Consider the following 23,867-nt stretch of genomic DNA (forward strand, 5'->3'; position numbering starts at 1 on the left):
GTTTATCTTTTCCTGTCATGGATTGGCATAAGAGGAGAGTTTTATAAAATGAATGATCATGTATTACGGACATTGGAATATAACAAAGTGCTCGAACATGTAATAAAACAAACGACAAACGCCGTAGGAAAGGAACTTGCGCAATCCATCAAGCCTGTGACCGATCTGGTTCAAATTCAAAAGTGGCTGCAGGAGACGGAAGAAGCGGCAACTTTGTATCGAATAAAAGGTACAATTCCATTAGGCGGAATTCATGATGTTCGCAACTGTGTGAAACGCGTCAGAGTCGGCGGACGCCTAACGATTGAAGAACTGCTGCAAGTTGCTGATACGATTGGCAACGGCAGGCGTTTAAAACGTTTGATCCGGAAGTCGGCAGAAGAGGCGGAAATTCCTCTTCTTTTGGAATTTGCAGACTCGATGTATGATTTGAAAGATTTGGAAGATGAAATTCGCCGCTGTATTGACGAAAACGGTACGGTCAATAATGATGCGTCTACAACTCTACGCAATATACGGTACGAAATTCAGGAAAAGCAAGGGCGCATGAAAGACAAATTGGACGAAATTTTACGCTCCCCTCATTACCAAAAAATGCTGCAGGATCCGATCGTTACATTGCGCAATGAACGGTATTGCATTCCTGTCAAAGCCGATTACCGCGGAGCGTTTCCGGGAATTATCCACGATCAGTCTGCCAGTGGCGCCACCTATTTTATAGAACCTGCGGCCATCGTTCAAATGAATAATCAATTGCGGGAAAAAATTCTGGAAGAACAGCGGGAAATTGAACGCATCTTGCAGCAGTTGTCGAACCGAATGGCCATGGAAGCGGATGAAGTATCCAAAAATCTTGAAACGCTTGGATATTTGGATTGTGTCTTTGCGAAAGCGAAAGTCGCTCATCAAATGCGCGCTATCCAACCGAAGCTCGTCGATACCGGACAGATTGTATTAAAAAAAGCACGGCATCCTCTTTTAAATCAGGAAAGCGCGGTGCCAATCAGCTTGCATTTTGGCGATGATTATACACTGCTTGTGATTACAGGACCGAATACAGGGGGAAAAACCGTTACATTAAAGACGATTGGATTGTTGACATTAATGGCGATGTCCGGTCTGTTCGTGCCGGCGGATGACGGGACGCAGATATCCATTTTTCATCATGTGTTTGCGGATATTGGAGATGAGCAAAGCATTGAGCAGAATTTGTCTACATTTTCAAGTCATATGTCCAACATTGTGAGAATTCTTAACCAAGTAGATCAGAAAAGCCTTGTTTTACTCGATGAATTGGGAGCAGGTACAGACCCGACGGAAGGTGCCGCTCTTGCCATGTCGATTCTCGATCGTCTATATCAACAAGGTGTTCGTACAGTCGCTACGACCCACTATAGTGAACTGAAAGCATATGCCTATGGTCATGAGGGGGCAATGAATGCCAGTGTCGAATTTGATGTGGAAAGCTTGCGTCCTACGTATCGCTTATTGATTGGAATTCCCGGGCGTTCCAATGCGTTTGCCATTGCAAAACGTTTGGGGCTGCACGAAGATATCATCGAGCTCGCAAAGAGCAAACTGACACAAGAGGACACAAAAGTTGAAGACTTGATTCGGCAATTGGAAGTAGCAAGGTTGCATGCGGAACGAGATGAGCAAGCGTCAGCGATTTTAAAAAGAGAGACGGAACAACTGCGCAAACAACTCGATTCAGAACGTCAATCCTGGTATCAGGAACGAGATGCACTTTTGCAAAAGGCACAAGACGAAGCGCATAGAGCTGTAAAACGCGCACAACAGGAAGCTCAATCGATCCTGCAGGAATTGCGGGATGTTGCAAAACAGGAACATGCGAATATCAAAGAGCATCGGCTGATCGAATTGCAAACACGACTGAAACAAGCGTCACCGGAACTTGTAAAACAGCCCAGAATACGTGTTTCCAAATCAAATGCGAAAAAAACAGTGAAGCCGGGAGATACGGTCATGTTCCTGTCTTTAGGCCAGAAAGCCCAAGTAGTGGAAGTAAGCGGCAAAGATATCACGATACAAATTGGTGCAATGAAGACAAAAACTACGCTTGACCAAGTAGAACTTTTAGGTTCAGCCAGCGGCTCACAAGAAAAGCGCAATCTTGGAATGATGAAGCGTTCCACCTTGATGGTGGGGATGGAACTGGATATACGAGGCCGCATTGTCGATGATGCGGTAGCGGAAATTGACAAATATCTGGACAATGCAGTAATGAACGGATACCCTCGAGTCAGCATCATTCATGGAAAAGGAACAGGAGCGCTGCGGACAGGCGTACGGGAGTTTCTTCGCCATCATCCGCATGTATCTTCGTTTCGATATGGATCGTATAATGAGGGTGGAGACGGTGTCAGTATCGTGGAATTAAAGTAATTGCCGGTAATTGCAGTGTCTATAAGAGGATGTTCAAAAAGTAGTCAAAACTCCACGGCGGATTGCTTTGCCGAATCCCAAAAAGGCTTACTCATGTACCAAACACGTACATTCCGTCGCCTTTTCGTGCTCCGGCTTCGCACTTCTTGTGTCTTACTTAACCGCTTTTTGAACACGCACTTAAACTACTTGCTTACCGAATGCTTTTCAAATTGAATGGCCGATTTAATACCCCAAAATAAAACCAAAGGACCCATGAACTCTACCAAGACCATAGACAGCATACCGAATGCATCATTCATTTCAATCACCTGCTTTATACGATTTTTGAATCTCTAATTTTGAATCTCTATTAAAAACTATAGAAAATAAACTGTGTATTGTAATGACAAAAATGTACTATTTTGCACCACACAAAAAGACCACCTAATGCGAAACGAGTTAGGTGGTCTTAGGGAATTGAAAACAAACGATTAAGGTCCGGGAACGACGGAAACCGGATTTCCGGGATCAGAGACATTTCCTGCGCTATCGATGGCGGAAACCCGGTAGTAATAGGTCGTTCCGCTTGTTAAACCGGTGTCTGTATAAGGACTGGCAGATGTTTCGGCAACTTTCCCCCAGCCTTTATTATCCAGGCTCCGTTCGATCAGGTAATGTGCAGCGCCGTTGGAACTCCATGAGATTGTTACACTCGAACCATTGTGCAAATTTTTTGCCTGTATGTTTGCAGGCGGTACGAGATTTGCAGCGCTCGTATTCGTTGTCGTCTGCGAACTTGCGCTAGTTGAGGCAGCGACTGTTGTCGATGGGCCGGATTCTCCGGAATCGTTTTTTGCTGTTACTTGATAGTAATATTTCAAATTCGCATTTGCGCTGCCATCTGTAAATGTCGTTCCTTGCACGCTGCCAATCGATGAAAATGGGCCGATTGCGTCTGCGGCACGATAAATGACATAGGATGTGGCGCCGGATACGTTTGACCAGGAAAGACTAAATCCCGCACCGGCCGGTGTCACTTCAAGATTGCTCGGAGCACTTAGAGAACTGCTGCCGGATCCTGTATCGCCCGCACTCCCATTGCTTGCAGAGCTGGCCGCGCCAATCGTTACTTGGATTGGTTTTGACGGATCCGAGGAAGTCCCGGACGCATCCACAGATGAAATTTGATAATAGTACGTTTTTCCTTGTTGCACATCCGAATCCGTATACGTGGTGTCCTTAATTTCTTTTGGCCCAATCATTTGGAAAGGTCCTGTCGGCGATTGGGACCGCATCAGGATATATCCGTCCGCTTGATTCACGGCTGCCCAGGATAATGCAACCTGATGATCCCCGGACTTGTCCACATGCAGTCCATCCGGGACGTTGGCAGCGGTGGACAGTATATTTCCGCCCCGGGGGTCTGGCTGTGTCGGCAATTCCGGCAGTGAATCCTGCGGCAGATATGCCGGGTTGTTGTCTGGCAGCACATAAGGTACTTTCCTTTTAATGAAAATCCCTGTTTTTATCTCTTGCGCCGGCGTCTGGTCTGTCGGCAAATAATATTTTCCGGCAACTTTTACGTATTTTGCCTGTACCAAGACATCGTCCGGCTTTGTCGGCTCAGTGCCCTTGATGAACCAATCGGTTGTCACGGAATGCGTCTCTTTGACCAATGCCGTCGGCAAAAGACCGGACTTATTGCTGACTTCCATTTGCACAAGTCCGTCCGGGCGCTTGAATGTGCCTTGATTCGGATATTGGGCAAAGACTTTGTCCATAATATCATTCCATAAATTCAAGGGGCGATGTCCCTCATACATGCCGACCGCGGGATTTGTCAAAGTATGGGGGATGTCGTATCCAACCCAAATCCCGAGCGAAAATTTCGGAGTAAAACCGACGAACCAGGCATCTTTATCGTCATCTGTCGTGCCTGTTTTGCCGGCAATCGGTTTGCCCGGAAAATGATTGCCGACAATCGATGCAGTCCCCCGTTTTACAACATCCTGCATCATATTTGTCGTCAGCCAGGACGCTTGGGGTGAAAAAATCTCCCGCGTTTCCGGTTTGTTTTCATAAATGGTATGTCCGTTTAAATCGACGATTTTCGTAATCATGTACGGTTTATGCCATACTCCATTGTTTGGAAACGTCGTATAAGCGCCCGTTTCCTGTTGCACCTCAAGACCCTGGGACAGGCCGCCGATCGCCGAAGAAAGGTTTTCTTTATCCGATTTGGTCAAAGTTGTAATCCCCATTTTTTCAACATAGCCCATTCCGACTTGCGGCGTGATTTTTTGCAATACTTTGATTGCCGGTATGTTATACGATTGAACAAGAGCCTCGCGAGCGGTCAGCAGTCCATGAAATTTATGATCCCAGTTCATCGGGAAATACTTTCCGTTTGGCGAATTGGGGTCGCTCCACTGCATCGGCACATCATCGATCACACTGGCGGGCGACAACACTTTTTCGTTAATGGCAGGCCCGTAATCCCCGAGCGGTTTGATCGATGAACCAGGCTGGCGGGGAAGCACTGTATGATCATTCTGATCGTGCTGAAAATCTCTTCCGCCGCCCATCGCCAAGATCTCGCCGGTTTTATTGTCGATGAGTGTCGCACCGGCTTGTTCCAGGACATTTTTTAATTCTTGCGTTTTTCCCTGGGCGTCCTTATAGCTGTAAGAAATGGGCGGCCAAAAGTTTTTGTCGTTATTAAATACCTGATCGACATCTTGCTGCAATTTGCCGTCGATTGTCGTGTAAATCTTGAAGCCGCCGCGATCCAGCAATTGGCGCGCTTGATCCGTCGTATCCAAATGTTCCTTTTGCTTAAGGATGTCTACCACATCAGATACTGCATGTTCAAACACAAATGGATCCTTCATTGCCGCAACCTGTTTTGAATGCTTCATGCTGGCCTTTACATCAAAATTCATCGCGGCAGAATAGTCTGCCTTTGTAATCAATCCGTCTGCCAACATTTGATCCAATATGTAGTGTTGACGTTCGATCGTGTGATCCGGATGCAAAAATGGCGAGTAATAAGACGGATTGTTTGGAATGGCAGCCAAAAATGCAGCTTGCGCCAAATTCAAGTGATCCGGTGTTACGTCAAAGATCGCTTTGGATGCGCTTTTGACGCCGTATAGATTTGTCAGCGAACTGGATTGACCAAAGTAAATCCAATTCATATATGTAGTAAGAATCTCGTCTTTGGTCATTTCCCGTTCCAGTTGCAAAGCCAAGACGACTTCTTGTATCTTTCTTTGGATCGTCTGTTGCTGCAATGGAAACATGACCAATTTTACCGTTTGTTGTGTGATTGTGCTGGCGCCGCTCATGATCTTATGGCCGATCAGATCTTGAAATGCGGCTCTTGCCAAGGCCAATGGATTAATGCCGATATGGTGATAAAAATCTTTATCCTCACCGGCGATAAAGGCGTTTTTCAAGTATGGCGAAACATCTTTGACACTTTTGATCAATTCCCGATTTCCTTCTTGATCCATCGTGCCGATGACAGACCCGTTGCGGTCATACATAATGCTGCTGGCGGATAAATCGGTAAAGGAATGAATGTTGAATTTCGGGGTTGTACGAATGATTTTTGCAACATAACCGGCACCGGCTCCACCGGCCAAAACAAAAAGGACAATTGCAGTAATCATGGAAATTTTCAGAAATTTGCGAAGTTTGGATTGCGGTTGTTTACGATTTTTCTTATCTTTTGTAACAGGATTCCCCGGTGTTGCAGAATTTGACTGGGTTTGGTGTTTGCTCATACGATCAGCTTTCCCCCTAACGTTTTCCATTATAACATAACCCAACAAAGCAAAACATGGACAACGGAGAAAATGATTTGACTCGTTATTATTTGGAATATTATAATAAGACAAGTTATATAATTTTTGCGATGAACAAGCTTAGTAGATCGGTTGTCAGGGTATGTCAGAGAGCTGGTGTTTGGTGTGAACCAGCCCCTGCAGCGGTTGAATTACACTTTGGAGCATCTGGCTTTCCAATGGTTTTGGACGGTCAGCGGGCGGTGAAATGCCCGTTATCTTTGGAAGCGGAAGACGAGACGAATGTCTTCAAGCAGGGTGGTACCGCGGGTATACAGCTCGTCCCTTCATTGGGACGGGTTTTTTATTTTGATTTCATGAAAAAATACGACCGGCAAAGGCTATCCGAATTTCACAGGATTTTCAGACAATATTTCCAAATCAATATGAATTAAGGAGTGTTTTAAAACATATGACAGCGCAGCAAGAATTAGGAAATTCCCTTGATCCGGCAGTGCAACAAGAGATCGAACGGCAAATGGCGGTGATCAGACGGGGAGTTGCAGAGATATTGCCGGAAGAAGAACTAAAAAACAAATTGATCCGATCGTTAAAAGCAGGAAAACCGTTAAAAGTAAAGCTTGGATTGGATCCTTCAGCCCCGGACATCCATATCGGACACACAGTTGTTCTGCAAAAGCTGCGCCAATTTCAGGAACTTGGACATCATGTACAGCTGATTATCGGAGATTTTACCGGCCGGATTGGAGATCCTACCGGAAAATCGGAAACGCGCAAGCAGTTGACGGAAGAACAGGTCAAAGAAAACGCCCAAACCTATGCCAAACAGCTGTTTAAAGTGATCGACCCCGAGAAAACGGAATTGCTTTTTAATTCCAGTTGGCTTGCTGCACTGAATTTTGCCAATGTTATTGAGCTTGCTGCGAAAACAACTGTTGCAAGAATGCTGGAACGGGACGATTTCAAAAAACGATTTGACGAAAATCAGCCGATCAGCATTCATGAATTTTTTTATCCGCTCATGCAAGGATATGATTCCGTAGCCATAAAGTGTGATATTGAATTGGGCGGAACCGATCAAAAATTCAATTTGCTCATGGGGCGCCAACTGCAGAAGGAATATGGGCAAGAGTCGCAAATCGTATTGATGATGCCGCTCTTGGAAGGTCTTGACGGCGTCAAAAAGATGTCCAAAAGCTTAGGGAATTATATCGGTATCGACGAACAGCCCAACGATATGTTTGGCAAGACGATGTCGATTCCCGATGAATTGATGATCAAATATTACGAATTGGTATCGGATTTATCATTGGAAGAAATTGATGGCATACGTGCAGGGGTGGCTGGCGGCACGTTGCATCCGCGCGATGCAAAAATGCGTCTGGCACATACAATTGTTCGAATGTATCATGGAAAGGAAGCGGCAGACGAGGCGGAAAATCATTTTAAATCGGTATTTCAGATGCGTGCGCTGCCGACAGATATTCCGGAAGCGGACGTTGCGGCTGACGAAATCTGGATTGTCCGCTTGTTGGTCGAATTGGGACTCGTGCTAAGCAACGGCGAGGGCCGGCGCATGGTTCAGCAAGGGGCTGTCAAAATCAACGAGGAAAAGATAGAAGATGTGGATTTTCAATTGGCTCCGCAAGATGGGATGGTTTTGCAAGTCGGAAAACGCAAATTCATGAAATTACATGTGAAATAAAAGTGACGATGGGAAAATAAAGCGCAAAAGGGTCGGATGATTTCGACTCTTTTTTTAACGAAATTGGTGGAAATGCATCTTTTCATTCGAATGGTTTTTCGTTATAATGTCTACTAACGATAGAAAAGTGTCTTTGATAAGTAGACATATGCAAATTTTGATAAAAAATAAGAGGCTGCGGGTTCATACAACAAAATACAGCCGATAGCCGTACGGACAATCATTGAAGGGTGTGGAGCAGATGCAAGAAACCATTAAAGTGGGCCTAATGGGGCTGGGGACGGTAGGTTCCGGCGTTTATCAAGTGTTGAATGAAAATGGATCAGAGATTGCGCTGCGTGCGAGCGGTCCGATTGAGATTGCAAAAATATTGGTCAGAGACATGGAGAAAGAGCGGGCGATCCGTGTTCCAGGACAATTGTTCACAACAGATCCGTATGAACTCGTCAACGATCCGGAGATTGATGTGATCGTGGAAGTCATGGGCGGCTTTGAAAATACATTGGAAATTTTGCTGGCAGCGATTGAACGCAAAAAGAGTGTCGTTACCGCCAATAAAGATTTGATTGCCGTTCATGGCCATGAATTGATGGACAAAGCGGCCAACGCAGGCGTGGATTTTTTGTTTGAAGCAAGTGTAGCCGGCGGGATTCCGATTATTCGGCCGTTAATCCATTGCCTGGCCGGGAATCGAATCGAAGAAATCATGGGAATTATCAACGGCACCACGAATTTTATCTTGTCGAAAATGACAAACGAAAAAGTTTCATTTGCGGCTGCTTTGCAAGAAGCCCAGGAATTGGGGTATGCAGAAGCGGATCCAACTTCCGATGTGGAGGGGTTGGACGCTGCAAGGAAAATTGCGATTCTCGCATCATTGGCATTTAATAGCCAAGTCACGTTTTCCGATGTGACGGTCAAAGGCATCTCCTCCGTGACGGACCGTGACGTCATGTACGCGGATCAGCTGGGATATGTAGTGAAATTAATTGCCCGGGCGCGGGAAGTTGACGGTGAGATCGAAGCGATTGTAAGGCCTACATTTGTGCCGAAAGATCATCCTTTGGCAGCAGTCGGGGGGGCGTATAATGCGGTATTTGTGAAAGGAAATGCGGTCGGAGAGGCGATGTTCCATGGATTGGGGGCGGGGTCCCTGCCTACAGCGAGTGCGGTTGTGGGCGATATCATAGAGGCGGTCCGGAACATTCATGCAGGTGTGCGCGGAAAGGTACTCGCTACCAGTTATCATGAAAAGCCGATTCGTTCGGAAGCGGAATCCGTAGGGAAACATTATATCCGTCTGGTTGCCAATGACAAACCAGGCGTACTAGGCACGATTGCCGCCATTTTTGGAGAAACGCATGTAAGCATTGAATCCATGGTCCAGCGCAAACATGATGGGAACTCGGCTGAGTTGGTATTTGTCACACATGATGTGCGCTATGGAGATTTGCAAAACGCTCTTGCCATGTTAAGCAGCCATACGACGGTTACACAGGTGCATCAAGTATTGCAGGTAATTTGAGGAAAATAAATTTCGATAACAGAATAGGTTGACAGATGCGCGAAAACTTTTTATAATCAGACTAAATATTTCGAAAATATAGTGTCCTTTGTAATTTCAGTATGTTCAATTTTTGAAAAGGAAATAATGAAAACATTGACGAGGATAAGTAGAGAATTTGGCGCTGTACACAGAGAGCCAAGGAATTGCTGAGACTGCGGCGTACATCCATTTGCTCGAACTCACCTCTGAGTGATGCACTGAAAGAATCGAGGTTTTAGTAGGTGAATCCGGCCGACGGCCGTTATACCGTGACAGTGAAACGCTCACTGCATGAGGCTGTTGTCCATTCGCCAACAGCGAATCTGGGTGGTAACGCGGAATAAACCTTTCGCCCCGGGAACACGATACGTGTATTCGGTGTGAAAGGTTTTTTATTTTTGTTTTACGTTGGAAATGGCAAGCAATAAGATAGAGTTTTGCTGAAAAAGGGGAGTGGAAGGAATGAGCGAGAGTCTCATTTACAGGAATGGATAATTTGCTCCGAAGAGTCAGTCAACTGTATCTGTATATAACGATGGATGAATGCAAAAATCCAATAGTCGGTGTACGTATTGACTAATTCTGAATAGTCAAACTATTATAAATATATTATACATTTAAACTCATAGAGTTGTCCCAGTGAGGATGATTATCGTTCCATTGGGTTGTGAGAGAGGGGAGAGATACGCATGACGACAAAATGTTGTGCCAGACCAGAGGTGAACCGACAATGAATAAGTTGACAAGTGCTGCAGAAACCATTCAAGAGGCTGAAGCATTCACAGGTTTAGGTGCGCAAGTCATGATCCAGTGTTTGATCGACGAAGGTGCAGATGTCATATTTGGATATCCTGGCGGCGCAGTGTTGCCGATTTACGACGCGTTATACGGACAGCCGATACGGCATATTTTGACCCGTCATGAACAAGGGGCTATCCATGCGGCGCAAGGATATGCGCGATCTTTAGGCAAGCCTGGAGTCGTGCTTGCCACTTCGGGACCGGGCGCCACCAATTTGGTGACCGGAATTGCCGACGCTTATATGGATTCCACTCCGCTTGTCATTTTTACCGGCCAGGTATCAGCCGAAATGATCGGTCGGGATGGATTTCAGGAAGCGGATATTATCGGGATTACCATGCCGATTACGAAACACAATTATCAAGTTCGTGACGCCAAGGATATTCCAAGAATTATTAAAGAAGCGTTTTATATTGCGAACTCGGGAAGACCGGGGCCGGTATTGATCGATATTCCGAAAAATGTTTCCAACCAGATGGTGACGGTGGAAAAGCAAACGGAAGTGAAGATCCGCGGCTACAATCCGAATACGGAGCCGCATCCGTCGCAGATTCAAAAAGTCGCACAAGCGTTGTCGCAAGCGGAACGACCGCTGTTGTATATCGGCGGCGGCCTGGTAGCTTCAGAAGCAGCAGGCGTGCTGCGTCAATTTGCAGAAAAATATCAACTGCCTGTAACAAGCACGCTGATGGGGTTGGGTGTTTTTGATACCGGACATCCGTTGTTTGCAGGCATGCTTGGAATGCACGGCACGTTTTCCGCGAATAAATCCATTCAGAACTGCGATTTGCTGATCGCATGCGGCGTGCGCTTCGATGACAGGGTGACAGGCAAGCTGGAACGGTTTTCACCGCATTCCAAAAAGATTCATATTGACATCGATCCGGCAGAAATCGGAAAAAACGTGATGGCGCATATTCCGGTTGTCGGAGATGCAAAGCAAGTATTGGAAGCATTGCTGAAAATCGATTTTGAAGTTCCTGATACCAAGCCATGGTTGAACTTGATTCAAACCTGGAAAGATGAATTTCCTTTGCGGTACAAAAAAGAACCTGGGATTTTAAAACCGCAGCAAGTCATTGAAATGCTGCATGAAGCGTGTGATGAAGACTCGTATATCACCACAGAGGTCGGTCAGCATCAAATGTGGACAGCGTTATTTTATCCGTTTTCCAAGCCGCGCCGCTTTATCACCTCGGGTGGGTTGGGAACGATGGGATTCGGATTCCCGGCTGCCATGGGCGTGCAAGTGGCTCGCCCGGATTCCACAGTTGTTTGTGTGGCAGGTGATGCCAGTTTCCAAATGAATATCCAAGAACTGCAGACAGTTGTCGAAAATCGCTTGCCTGTCAAGATTGCCGTTATCAACAATCGGTTTCTCGGAATGGTTCGGCAGTGGCAAGAGCTGTTCTATGAAGGGCGTTACGCCGAATCGAAAATCAGCGCACCTGATTTTGTCAAAGTTGCCGAAGCATTTGGCGCGATGGGATTGCGGGCAAGCACGCCGGAGGAAGCGGAACAGGCAATAAAAATCGCCATGGAATATAACGGACCTGTCGTTATCGATTTTGTTGTTGAAGAAGAAGAAAATGTATTCCCGATGGTTCCGCCAGGCAAAGGAAATGATGAAATGGTTGGAGGATGGGAAGAATGAGACATACACTGCTCGTACTCGTAAATGACCAACCGGGTGTACTGGCGCGGGTGGCAGGATTGTTCGCCCGCCGCGGCTATAACATTGACAGCATCACAGTCGGCCCTTCGGAAGAAGAAGGGCTGTCCCGGATGACGATTGTTACAACCGGTGATGATCAAACACTCGAACAAGTGATGAAGCATCTGCACAAATTGATCGATGTGATAAAAGTTCAGGATATTTCCAGTGAACCGATGGTTGGCCGCGAATTGGCGCTGATCAAAGTCAACGCCAGCGCATCGACAAGACCGGAGATTACACATTTGGTTGAGCCGTTCCGTGCGGCCATTGTCGATGTTGGAAGGGCATCGCTGGTGATCCAAATCACCGGCGATTCTGATAAAATCGATGCGCTTATCGAACTGTTGCGTCCGTATGGCATTAAAGAACTCGCCCGTACAGGGACGACCGCAATGGTCCGCGGCAACGTGATCAAGATGGAAAAAACGTCATCCAGACGTTCTTTTGCATAAATCTATTCAAATCTTTTATAACTTTAACGTCTGTGATGCAGACACAAACATTACATTTCAGGCGTGTGTTCAAATCCGTAAGTTTTGAATCGCCTTGGGTATGTGTTTGAATAAGGAGAGGGGAAGAAATTAATGGTAACAATGTACTATGACAAGGATGCAGATTTAAGCTTTTTACAAGGGAAAACAGTTGCAGTTGTTGGATATGGCAGCCAAGGCCATGCACAAGCGCAAAACTTGCGGGAAAGCGGAGTAAAAGTAATTATCGGTCTTCGTCCAGGAAAATCCTGGAAACAGGCGGAAGAAGATGGATTTGAAGTTGTAAATGTGGATGAAGCTGCACAACGTGCCGACGTGATTCAAATTCTTCTGCCGGATGAAAGACAGGCGCAAGTATATCAGGATTCGATTGCACCTTACTTGCGTGCAGGCCAAGTATTGTTGTTCTCGCACGGCTTTAACATTCACTTCGGTCAAATTGTACCCCCAGCAGATGTGGATGTTGCCATGGTTGCTCCGAAAAGCCCAGGACATCTCGTTCGTCGCGTATATACGGAAGGCGGCGGCGTACCGGGACTGGTGGCAGTACACCAAGATGCGACCGGAAACGCCAAGAACATTGCGCTTGCATATGCCAAAGGCATTGGCTGCACACGCGCCGGTGTAATCGAAACATCGTTCCGTGAAGAAACGGAAACCGATTTGTTCGGTGAGCAGGCCGTATTGTGCGGCGGTGTTTCCGAATTGGTGAAAGCGGGATTCGAAACACTGGTCAATGCTGGCTATGAGCCGGAAATTGCCTATTTCGAATGCTTACATGAATTAAAGTTAATTGTGGACTTAATGTATGAAGGCGGATTGTCCCGCATGCGTTATTCGATCAGTGACACGGCAGAATATGGCGATTACATGTCTGGCCCGCGCGTTGTAACGGATGCGACAAAAGCGGAAATGGCAAAAATTTTGAAAGAAATCCAACAAGGTCAATTTGCTAAAAACTGGATTATTGAAAACCAGGCAAACCGTCCGGTATTTAATGCCATTCGCCAAAGTGAGCGCAATCATCCGATTGAAGAAGTCGGTGCACGCTTGCGTGAAATGATGTCCTGGATCAAGAAGTAAGAGGTTCCGGGAAGTTAAAGGCTCTGAATCGAGAAGCCAGTGATCATGTACTGAACATTCAGGGATCAAGCAATGAACATTTGCGTGTAATCTTTTTCAATGCCTTCAAAATTATTGACTTTGCGGCGATTCGGGTATCCATAAGGATACCCGAATCCCTTAACTATGCAGACAATGCAAAAACAGAGGGAATACAAGAAAACATAGGGGGATATGCATGCGCAAAATCGATATTTTTGACACGACATTACGTGATGGGGAACAATCGCCAGGTGTGAATTTGAGTCACGTCGAAAAATTGGATATTGCCAAACAGCTTGCACGGTTAGGAGTACAAGTGATTGAGGCTGGTTTTGCTGCTGCTTCCCCAGGAGATTTTGCGGCAGTACGGGAAATTGCCAGACAAGTGAAAGGCGTCAGCATTTGCAGCCTTGCCCGCTCTGTACAACGCGACATCGATCAGGCGTATGAAGCTGTAAAAGAATCGGAGCATCCGCGCATCCACGTATTTCTGGCAACGTCGGACATTCATATGAAGCACAAGTTGCGCATGTCACGGGATCAAGTCCTGGAACAAGTGGAGAGTATGGTCAAATATACAAAGTCGCTCGTATCAGATGTCCAATTTTCTGCCGAAGATGCGGGGCGAACAGATATTGATTTTCTATGCCAAGTGGCAGAGGTTGCCATCCGCAATGGCGCGAAAGTTTTCAATGTACCTGATACGGTTGGCTATTTGACGCCATTTGAATATGCGGAAATTTTTCGGCAGTTGCGCAAGCGGGTCAGTGGAATTGAACATGTGAAGTTAAGCGCACATTGTCATGATGACCTCGGCATGGCAGTGATCAACTCTCTTGCTGCGGTAGAAGCGGGTGTCGATCAGGTGGAAGTAGCGGTAAACGGGATCGGCGAACGTGCAGGAAATGCGGCGTTGGAAGAGATTGCACTCGCTTTGGAGACACGCAAAGACTACTATCAAGCGACAACCGTTCTCGACTTGTCGCAAATTACCCGCGCCAGCCGGCTTGTCAGCAAACTGACAGGCATGATCGTGCCGCCAAATAAAGCGATCGTGGGTGCAAACGCATTTGCACATGAATCAGGGATTCATCAAGACGGCGTATTAAAAGAAAAGACCACCTATGAAATTATCCGTCCGGAAACGGTTGGACTCACAGACAACAACAATCTGGTACTTGGAAAACATTCCGGCCGCCATGCATTCCGGGAGAAACTGGAATCGCTTGGCTATGAATTGTCGGAAGAAGAGTTGCTTGTGACATTCAACAAATTCAAGGAACTTTGCGACAAGAAAAAAACAGTCTCGGATGATGATTTGATCGCACTTGTGGATGATGAGCATGCACATAAAGATCATGAATATTTCGAAATTGAGTACATTCATATCAGCTGCGGCAATCAAGCTGTGCCAACGGCAACACTACGTTTGCGCGCGATTGACGGCAGTGCATATCAGGAAGCGGCAGTTGGCAATGGCGCAGTCGATGCCATCTTCCGTGCCATCGACCGAATCACGCAAGTGCCTGTGGAATTGCTGCAATATCAAATTCATGCTGTCACCGGCGGCCAGGATGCACTTGGAGAAGCGCGTGTACAAGTGAAACACGATCTTTTTATCCAAAACGGCCGCGGTACGAGCACAGATATCCTGGAGGCAAGCGCAAAAGCGTATTTGGACGCGGTAAACCGTTTGATTATAAAAGATTTAAAACAACAAATTGAACCGGTGGGAGAAATCGAGCCTGCCGCAAAAGAAAGAGTGGTTGCAAATGGCTAAAGTTGTACTGCTGCCTGGTGATGGAATTGGTCCGGAAATTTTGCAAGAAGCCAAAAAAGTCATCCATGCCGTGGCAAAGGCAAGTCAGGCAGAAATTGATATGCAGGAATACCCGATTGGCGGAGGCGCTTTTGATGAATTTGGCGCTCCCCTTCCACAACACACACTGGAGGCTGCACAAAAAGCGGATGCTGTGTTGTTGGCTGCAGTCGGCGGACCGAAGTGGGATACGCTGCCAGGGCATCAACGTCCGGAAAAAGGCTTGCTGGAACTGCGAAAAGGATTAAATGCATATGCAAATATTCGCCCGGTTCGCTGCTTTTCAAGCCTTGTAGGCGCTTCTACTTTACGTGCGGAAGTTGTCAATAACGTAGATTTGGTGATTATCCGGGAACTGACCGGCGGTGTGTATTTTGGCGAAAAGAAGCGTTGGACGGAAGAGCAGCGTTTCGCCTTGGATACGCTGATTTACAGTGAAGAAGAAGTTCGCCGCATTGTAAAAGTCGGCTTTGAGACTGCACGGCAACGCCGTAAACACTTGACATCCGTCGATAAGGCAAACGTTTTGGACTCTTCCAGAATGTGGCGGGAAATCGTTGAAGAGATGAAAGTCGATTATCCGGATGTAACAGTCAGTCATATGCTTGTGGACAACTGTGCCATGCAATTGATTCGCAATCCCGGCCAATTTGATGTCGTGGTAACAGAAAATATGTTTGGGGATATTCTCAGTGATGAAGCTTCCATGCTGACTGGGTCGATCGGCATGTTGCCGTCTGCAAGCCTCGGCGATCAGGCAGGATTGTATGAACCGATCCATGGATCCGCACCGGATATCGCCGGCAAAGGCATTGCCAATCCTTGTGGAATCATTCTATCTACTGCCATGATGTTCCGCAATTCTCTCGGACTTTCAGAATACGCCGATAAAATTGAGCAAGCAGTCAATGAGATTTTAGAGGAAGGCTATCGGACAGCCGATCTTGCAGGCAATGATACGGACCCATCCAAAATACTTTCTACAAGTGCGATGGGTGACCGAATTGTGCAAAAATTAGTCGGATGATCGTTTGCAATAAAAAGTGCGTGTTCAAAAAATGGTTAAGTAAGACACAAGGAGTGCGAAGCCGAAGCACGAAAAGGCGACGGAGTGTACGTGTTTGGTACATGAGTAAATCTCTTTGGGAATCGGCAAGGCAATCCGCCGTGGAGTTTTGACTACTTTTTAACCATCCTCTAAAAGTAGTTGGAGTTGAATGATAGTTAGCAACATAAAAAGATCACGAGTTTCTCGTGATCTTTTTGCACTGTCGAAAAGTGTACAGTCAGAACGTGGTATAAGCCCCACTGGAAGCCAAGTTTTCTTTGCCAGCATGGAAAGGCAAACTTAAACCGCTTGACCCTGTAAGCGATACACCCGGTATACATATCCGCCGCATCCGCATTGATCGATGAACTGCACTCGTATTTGATCGCCAAAACGATGTTCCAAAACGGGAATCAAATATAGGTCCGGATCGCCATGTATATCTGCGACAGCCAAATTCACAAAATAACCGGGTGCAGTTTCTTCAATCGACGCAATCGAATCCTGAACGATTAAATCCCGATTTTGAATATATTCTTCTGTCTCCAAGTTTGCTGACCAATTCTTGGTGATCATAACGTTGCCCCTTCCCGGAAATTTTTTTGTAAACATGCGTAGAACATCTTCTAAAAAGCGTATCACAATACAAGCATTTTATCATGTGATTGACATCACGTATTCACGTACCCGTACATATGTTTTAAGTTGCTGCCCTCAATGTATCGATATATCAGCACATTTCAGCTGTTTCCGGTATTCGGATGGATAGCAGCCAACATTCTCTGTAAACAATTTCGTAAAATGTCGCGTGCTGAAATAGCCTACTTGTTCTGCCACTTGCTGAATCGGCATGTTTGTATTGCATAATAATTCTTTAGCTTTTGCCAAACGGATCCGCGTGATATATTTTACGAAAGTTGAACCGGTTTTTTTGTGGAATAATGTGCTTAAATAGTTGGGAGTCAATTGCAATTTTGCCGCAATGTCGGCGATTCCAATCTCATGCATATAGTTTTGGTCAATATAATCCAAAATCTGGCTGATCATATCCGTTTGCGGCGAATCCTGCCGATCCTGCAGCAAATATTGCTCACCGTGTGTTTGCAACAGGTTCAGCCATTCCGAAATGTTCCGATCATCCGGCAGATGGCAGGCGAGCGTCGATCGCAGAAAACGATTGATATTGTCTTTGAACTTAGGCGGCAATCGAAAACCGGGCACTGTTTTTTCTAACTCTACAAGGGTTTTTGAATACTTTAAAAATGATTTTTCCGAAAACGATTCGGACAATTGTATGAATGTTTCACAGATATTCAGAAGATCCGGTTCTTTCGTGAACGGCTTCAGTTCTTGGTATGCCCACATTTTATTTTGTCCAAAAACGGTTCGCAGTGGCGCAACTTTTTTTATATCATGAAACTGTGTAACGAACTGATCCAATGAAGCAGCCGGTTTATCTTTCACTGCGGTAATCGAGAAGCCTGTGTTTTGTTCAGCATGGGAATCGAGTATTCTCAGCACCTGTTCGGTAATGGTACGGATTTTTTCACTAATTTTTTCACTTTCCTTCTGTGATGTTTCAAAGGAGCAAACGAAAACAAGTTCCCTGTCCTGGAATGGAAGCAGCGCAATCTTTATGCGATAGCCGCAATACGTGCGGATGGATCCGAGAATTTGATCTGCAAATGCAGATATCTGTTCTTTCATTTGCTCCTTTCCGTAATGGCTGTCAAATAGGAAAAGAATCGGGAAAACGTGTTCGCTTCTGCCTGTTTTCTGTCCGAAACCGTTTGTGGCCTGATGTATCGACAGTCCGTGAAAGAGCGAATGTATTGTATTTTCAAATTGTTTGTTTTGAAACTCTGACTCCTGTATATATTGCTCACTCAATCGATCCAGGGTGTGTCCCAACTCTTCCATTCCAACCGGTTTTAACAAGTAATTGCATGCGCCCAGATGGATGGCCTCTTGTGCATAAGCAAATTCCGAATAGCCCGTCAGTATGATCCATTTGGTTGACGGCGAGCATTGTTTTGCCGCTTTCATCGCTTCGAGGCCGTTGTATTTGGGCATACGGACATCGACAAATACGATATCCGGTTTCAATGTTTTGACAAGTTCGATCGTTTCTTCACCGTTGGCAGCTTCTCCGATCACGGAAAAATCTCCGGACAACTCTTCAATCATACTTTTCAGACTTAGACGGACCAGCATTTCGTCATCTGCAATCAAGATTCTCATTGGCTCACATCCTCTACCGGAATCTGAATGGTTACTTGTGTTCCTTCGCCTGACTTGCTATGAATCGCAAACGTTGATTCTGAATGATACAAGTGCAAACGTTCCCGCACATTGGAGATGCCGATTCGTGTAGATTTCGATGATGGTTCCAAGTCAAATCCGATTCCGTCATCCGCAATCGTAATCCGCAGCATGTTCACGGAACCGATTTGTTCGATTTCCGCGGTTATCGACACAGTACATGGTTGATCGGACGGTTCGATGCCGTGAATAATAGAATTCTCAACGAGTGGTTGAAGAAGCAATTTAGGAATCTCATAGTTTGCGGCTTGTCCTTCCATGTGGATGTGATACTCCATGCGATCTTGAAACCGCATTTTTTGCAGGTCACAATACCGTTTCAGAAACGAGAATTCTTCAGCAACTGTGGAAGTTTCCGCTTGTTCTAATGTATAGCGGAGCATGGAACTTAATGAAAAAATGGCTTTCTCCAATTCTTCCTTACACCCAAGCCGATTCAGACCGATCAATCCGTTTAACGTATTGTAGAGAAAATGTGGATGAATCTGCGATTGTAAAGCGCGATACTCCGCATTCCGCTGATTTAATACGGAACGATACTCCCGATCGATCAACTCATTGATTCGTTCGAGCATGGCATTGAATGTATGGCCCAGTTGAGCGATTTCGTCAGTTCCGCTCGTTTGCACTTGGACCTGCAGATTTCCCTGCTGTACTTGCCGCATCACATGCAAGATATTCCGATACGGTCGGGTAATCCAGCGGGACAGATAAAAGAATAGCAGAACGGTAATCAGCAATACGCAGCAGGCAAAGAGAATTCCTGCAATATACATCCACCGAACTTTTGCCCGCAATGCCGCATTCGATAATAGGACGACAATCTTCCAATTGGCAGGAATAATTTTTTTCGAAACAACCAAATAAGTGTCGTTTGTATCGCGCACTGTCGTCAAATGTTTGTTCAGTTGGTTTTTAATCGTCCCCGGCATTGGCGTATTGGAATATAGTACATGGTTTTTGTCGTCCATGATCGCGATGATCGAGTTTGTATTAAAATTAATTCTTCTGATTAATTTGTCGAAAACGGAAGCATCGGCATCTGCCATAATGACGGCCAAAGGCTGTAATGTTGTCGGATCCTTAATCAGGCGGGCCACTGAAAATACTTCTTTTGCGGCGGGAGTGTCTATGTAATCTTCTGGATGTGACGGAATAAACACAACCTTTCCATTTGCTTGAAGCGCCTTTTGAAACCAATCTTGCCGCGTAAAGGGGTAATGGCTGCGTGCGACACCGCCATTCGTTGTATTGATAAACGCCGATCCGTCCATTGTGACAAGAATCGTGCCAAGAATCTCTTTTCGCGTATTTTGGAGTGTCTTCGGCAATGTATCGTATAACGCTTTATCGATCATAAATTGCGTGTATGGATCTGCGTTTTTGTAATGATGATTGGTAATTTGATTGACAGCAAACATGATATCATTATTTAAATACGGTATAATCGTCAATCTGCCCAAATCATCCAGATATACCTCGATGTTATTGCTGAGGGACTCCAGAATATTTTCCGTCAGGCTTTCCGTTTCCCGTGATAACAGATATTGATAATACGTCGGCATGACCATTGCGATAATCAGGAGCGGTACAAGTAAAATCAATACATAGAATACGGTCAACTTCAGGCGCAAGGAGCTTGAAAAATTCATCCCCTTTACCTCCCTTTTCCTATGTCTAGCATACCAAGGAAACGGTATGCACAGCAATTGAAAAATTCAGATAATAGAAATAAGCGCTTTCATTGTAGATTTACAGCACATGAAAACGAATTCATAAATGGTACAATGGTAACCAGCAACAAGCCGGAAATACAACCATTCATCGAATATTTTAAAGTGAGAATCGATGGAAGGAGTAAGGAATCCGAATGTATGTTCAAAAATGAACGATATGGGGGGATTTGGAAATGAAGAAGAAATACCTGGCAACTGCTTCTACATTACTTCTATCTGCATCGATAGGTATCATTAGCGGATGCGGAAGCAACAGCACAAACGCCAATGGAGGCACATCCGGTACAGAAAAAATAACGGTATACAGTACCATAAGTGATCAGAAGGGGAAACAAGCGTTCCAGGATATCACGAAAGCGTTCGAGAAAGAAAATCCGAATATTAAAGTAGAATTGAATTTTCCAGGTCAAGGGTATGAAAATATTTTAAAGGTCAAAATGGCTGCAAACGACATGCCGGATGTATTTGATACGCACGGTTGGGCGAAAATCCGGTACGGCAACTTTTTGGCTGATTTGCACAAGGAACCATGGGCTTCCAAGCTGGATGACAACATGAAACCGCTGTTGACAGACGCAAAAGGAAAAGTGTACGCACTTCCTTTAAACGAAGCAAAAGATGGAATTACGTATAACGCCGATATCCTGAAAAAGTATAACATTCAACCGCCGACAACGTTTGCTGAATTATTGACAGATGCCAAGAAAATCAAGCAAGAAAGCAACGGTCAAGTGTCACCGTTCTTCTTCTCGGGAATCGACCAATGGACAATCGGCCAATTTTTTGACTATATGGCAACGCCATTGTTGGTTAGTCCCAAAGACAACCAGAAAGACGCGTTGTTAAACGGTACATTCGATTGGTCAAAATGGACCTATCTCCCGCAGAAATTTCAGGAAATGTACAAAGACGGCTTGATCAATAAAGACGCGCTGACAGCCAAATACAGCGACCTGCCGCAATTGTTCGCAAAAGACAAGGTGGCGTTTGTATTCTTCAGCCCGACATTTCTCGACCAAGCGAAACAAATCAATCCGAAACTTCATGCAGGTTATATGCCGGTTCCTGCCATTGCGCCAGGGGATACGCCGGATTTCTCCGGCGGTGAACGCTACACGCTGGGTGTTTGGAAAGACTCCAAGCATGAAAAAGCCGCCATTAAGCTGGTTGATTTCTTTGCCCAACCGGAAAACCTGAAAAAAATGGCGGAAGCAACCGAACTCCCGCCTGGAATCAAAGGAATTCAAGCGAATTTGGGAGATATGACAAAATATTACCAAAAATACGCAAATGTGCCTGTATTCTCGTACTTTGACCGCGTCTATCTGCCAAACGGGATGTGGGATGTCATGTGTACACAAGGTCAGGAGATTTTAGGCAACCAAATTACACCACAGCAATTTTCCGACAAGATGAAACAAGAATACAACCGTCTGCGGGCACAAGCGAAGAAATAATCGAGTGTATAGGAAAACACAAGAGAAGAAAAGGGGGGGTGCCTTGAGAATAGGCAACCTCCAGCCTCAAGGAAGGGAAGTGAATCTATGGCAGATGTCGCTGCTGTTTCTGACAAAGGGGTACATCAAGACACCGTACTGAACACGAAGAGAAAACGAAAGAAAAGCATACAGTCGCCCTTCTGGTTAAATTTGATGTATCTCCCCGTCTTGCTTCTGTTTTGTGTTTTTATCTTTTATCCCTTTCTCAAAGGGATCCGCCTATCCTTTACGAACTGGGATGGATATTCGCCGACATTTGATTGGGTCGGCATAAGCAATTATATACGGATGTTGCATGATCCGAACATCGGGATTGTTGTTAAAAATACACTGATTTACGGAGTTGGCAGTACACTGTTCCAAAATATTGTCGGTCTTCTGTACGCATTGTTGTTAAACAAAAGCATCCGCGGACGGGGAATTGTGCGGACGATCGTGTATTTGCCGGTGATCGTGAGTCCGTTGATCATGGGCTATATCTGGTATTTTTTCTTCCAATACAATAGCGGTGCACTCAATGATGTGATTGGATTGTTTGGCCATGCGAAAATAAATCTGTTGGCAAATCCGCAATTAAATGTCTGGATTATCACGTTTGTCAATACGTATCAGTATTTGGGAATTGCCATGGTGATTTATCTGGCCGGCTTGCAGTCGATTCCGAAAGATTATTATGAGGCGGCAGAATTGGATGGCGCCACGCCGCTAGCGAAATTTTTTCACGTTACATGGCCATTGTTGATGCCATCTGTCACGATCAATGTGGTGCTAAATTTGATCGGCGGACTGAAGTTGTTCGATGTGATCACCGCTTTGACAAATGGCGGTCCAGGATATGCATCCCAATCTTTGTCCACGATGATGTATAAACTGTACTTTGCAGAGCAGGATGCCGGATACGCGGCGACGCTTGGAAATCTCATGTTCGTAATGATCACCGTTATCAGCGTCACTGCACTTATGTATTTGCGCCGCAAGGAGGTAGAGCAATGAATAATCGGGCAATGAAAAAGAATGCTTTGTTTCTACTCATGATTGTAATTGCCGTTGTGCATATACTTCCGTTCTATTTGTTGCTTACTACTTCGTTTAAACCGGAGAGCGACACAAGTTCGAAGTGGCTGTGGCCGCATGCTTTGTATTTCGGCAATTTCACAAACGCATGGAAGCATGCTCATTTAGGAACAGCCATTGTGAATAATGTGATTATTACCGGGATTGCGGTTACATTGGTGGTATTCCTCGGCTGTTTGGCAAGCTATCCGTTGGCGCGCTTTAAAACACGATTGAACAAGTTCATGTACACCGTATTTGTAGCAACGATGATTGTGCCGCCGCTGACAATCCTTGTTCCATTATATAAATTTGTTGCCGGTATGGGCGGCATGAATACATATTGGGCGATCATCTTGCTGCACGTCACATTTAACCTGCCGATGGCTATTTTCTTGTTTACCGGATTTATCAGCACAATTCCGAAGGAACTCGATGAAGCGGCAATGATTGACGGCACAAGCAGGATTGGTTTGTTTTTCCGCATTATCATGCCGTTATTAAAACCGATCACCGCAACCGTCATTATTTTGACGGGCGTGACGATTTGGAACGACTATCAATTTTCGCTGTTTTTTCTGCAAAGTTCCGACTCGCAAACGATTACGGTTGCGTTGTCTTCTTTCTTCTCACAATATGTGAACAATATCGGTTGGGTCGCTGCCGGTTCGTTTATGGGCGCATTGCCGATTATCGCATTGTATTTGTTTTTGCAAAAGTATTTTATCAGCGGGTTATCTTCTGGAGCGGTAAAAGGGTAGGGAGCATAAGAGCATTTCGAGATAAGTTGCTTGGGTGCAGAGGGGCGGTCATGAGTAGCATTTATTTC

15 protein-coding genes and 2 other annotated features are annotated in these 23,867 nt (G+C 45.5%); of the genes, 11 read left to right on the forward strand and 4 right to left on the reverse strand.

Features of this window, described 5'->3' with window-relative positions; genetic code table 11:
- Nucleotides 1-48 precede the first annotated feature (48 nt).
- Nucleotides 49-2,406, forward strand: a complete 2,358-nt coding sequence (locus LSG31_RS11375) for an endonuclease MutS2 (protein WP_347439369.1) — start codon at nt 49-51, stop codon at nt 2,404-2,406.
- 473 nt (nt 2,407-2,879) lie between these two features.
- Here the strand turns inward: LSG31_RS11375 and LSG31_RS11380 are convergent, their stop codons facing one another.
- A complete protein-coding gene (locus LSG31_RS11380) occupies nt 2,880-6,176 on the reverse strand; it encodes a transglycosylase domain-containing protein (RefSeq protein ID WP_347439370.1) in 3,297 nt (1,098 codons plus the stop codon).
- A 122-nt stretch (nt 6,177-6,298) separates the two neighbouring features.
- Nucleotides 6,299-6,526 (forward strand) — a binding site (T-box leader).
- A gap of 122 nt (nt 6,527-6,648) precedes the next feature.
- On the opposite strand from LSG31_RS11380, the gene tyrS reads away from it, so the two are divergent.
- From tyrS to leuB, 7 genes are all read left to right on the forward strand, one after another.
- Nucleotides 6,649-7,902 (forward strand): tyrosine--tRNA ligase, encoded by a 1,254-nt coding sequence (gene tyrS / locus LSG31_RS11385; RefSeq protein ID WP_347439371.1) that lies wholly within the window; start codon nt 6,649-6,651, stop codon nt 7,900-7,902.
- A 241-nt stretch (nt 7,903-8,143) separates the two neighbouring features.
- On the forward strand, nt 8,144-9,427 hold the full coding sequence (locus tag LSG31_RS11390; protein WP_347439372.1) for a homoserine dehydrogenase: 1,284 nt from the start codon (nt 8,144-8,146) through the stop codon (nt 9,425-9,427).
- A 126-nt stretch (nt 9,428-9,553) separates the two neighbouring features.
- Nucleotides 9,554-9,808 (forward strand) — a binding site (T-box leader).
- Nucleotides 9,809-10,178: 370 nt separating this feature from the next.
- Nucleotides 10,179-11,903, forward strand: coding sequence for a biosynthetic-type acetolactate synthase large subunit (gene ilvB / locus LSG31_RS11395; RefSeq protein WP_430734259.1), 1,725 nt, complete (start codon nt 10,179-10,181; stop codon nt 11,901-11,903).
- A complete protein-coding gene (ilvN, locus tag LSG31_RS11400) occupies nt 11,900-12,418 on the forward strand; it encodes an acetolactate synthase small subunit (protein ID WP_347439373.1) in 519 nt (172 codons plus the stop codon). Before ilvB ends, ilvN begins: the two co-directional genes overlap by 4 nt.
- A 132-nt stretch (nt 12,419-12,550) precedes the next feature.
- Complete coding sequence (locus LSG31_RS11405) at nt 12,551-13,540, forward strand: ketol-acid reductoisomerase (protein ID WP_347439374.1); 990 nt, start codon at nt 12,551-12,553, stop codon at nt 13,538-13,540.
- Between the two features lie 217 nt (nt 13,541-13,757).
- Complete coding sequence (locus LSG31_RS11410) at nt 13,758-15,341, forward strand: 2-isopropylmalate synthase (RefSeq protein ID WP_347439375.1); 1,584 nt, start codon at nt 13,758-13,760, stop codon at nt 15,339-15,341.
- A complete protein-coding gene (gene leuB, locus LSG31_RS11415; RefSeq protein ID WP_347439376.1) occupies nt 15,334-16,407 on the forward strand; it encodes a 3-isopropylmalate dehydrogenase in 1,074 nt (357 codons plus the stop codon). The genes LSG31_RS11410 and leuB overlap by 8 nt, the downstream gene beginning before the upstream one ends.
- A gap of 321 nt (nt 16,408-16,728) precedes the next feature.
- Here the strand turns inward: leuB and LSG31_RS11420 are convergent, their stop codons facing one another.
- From LSG31_RS11420 to LSG31_RS11430, 3 genes are all read right to left on the reverse strand, one after another.
- Entirely contained in the window at nt 16,729-17,004 is a 276-nt protein-coding gene (locus tag LSG31_RS11420) for a CGCGG family putative rSAM-modified RiPP protein (protein ID WP_347439377.1), read from the reverse strand.
- Nucleotides 17,005-17,142: 138 nt separating this feature from the next.
- Nucleotides 17,143-18,669: a response regulator gene (locus LSG31_RS11425; protein ID WP_347439378.1), complete on the reverse strand. Its 1,527-nt coding sequence runs from the start codon at nt 18,667-18,669 to the stop codon at nt 17,143-17,145.
- The gene (locus tag LSG31_RS11430; protein WP_347439379.1) at nt 18,666-20,402 is read right to left on the reverse strand and encodes a cache domain-containing sensor histidine kinase; all 1,737 of its coding nucleotides are present in this window, start codon (nt 20,400-20,402) and stop codon (nt 18,666-18,668) included. The genes LSG31_RS11425 and LSG31_RS11430 overlap by 4 nt, the downstream gene beginning before the upstream one ends.
- Before the next feature lie 257 nt (nt 20,403-20,659).
- Between LSG31_RS11430 and LSG31_RS11435 the strand changes: the two genes are divergently transcribed.
- From LSG31_RS11435 to LSG31_RS11445, 3 genes are all read left to right on the forward strand, one after another.
- Entirely contained in the window at nt 20,660-21,943 is a 1,284-nt protein-coding gene (locus tag LSG31_RS11435; protein ID WP_347439380.1) for an ABC transporter substrate-binding protein, read from the forward strand.
- An 87-nt stretch (nt 21,944-22,030) separates the two neighbouring features.
- A complete protein-coding gene (locus tag LSG31_RS11440) occupies nt 22,031-22,978 on the forward strand; it encodes a carbohydrate ABC transporter permease (protein WP_347439381.1) in 948 nt (315 codons plus the stop codon).
- Nucleotides 22,975-23,799 (forward strand): carbohydrate ABC transporter permease, encoded by an 825-nt coding sequence (locus LSG31_RS11445; RefSeq protein ID WP_347439382.1) that lies wholly within the window; start codon nt 22,975-22,977, stop codon nt 23,797-23,799. Before LSG31_RS11440 ends, LSG31_RS11445 begins: the two co-directional genes overlap by 4 nt.
- Nucleotides 23,800-23,867: the final 68 nt, after the last annotated feature.

This window comes from Fodinisporobacter ferrooxydans (assembly GCF_022818495.1).
GTDB classification, from domain to species: Bacteria; Bacillota; Bacilli; order Tumebacillales; family MYW30-H2; genus Fodinisporobacter; species Fodinisporobacter ferrooxydans.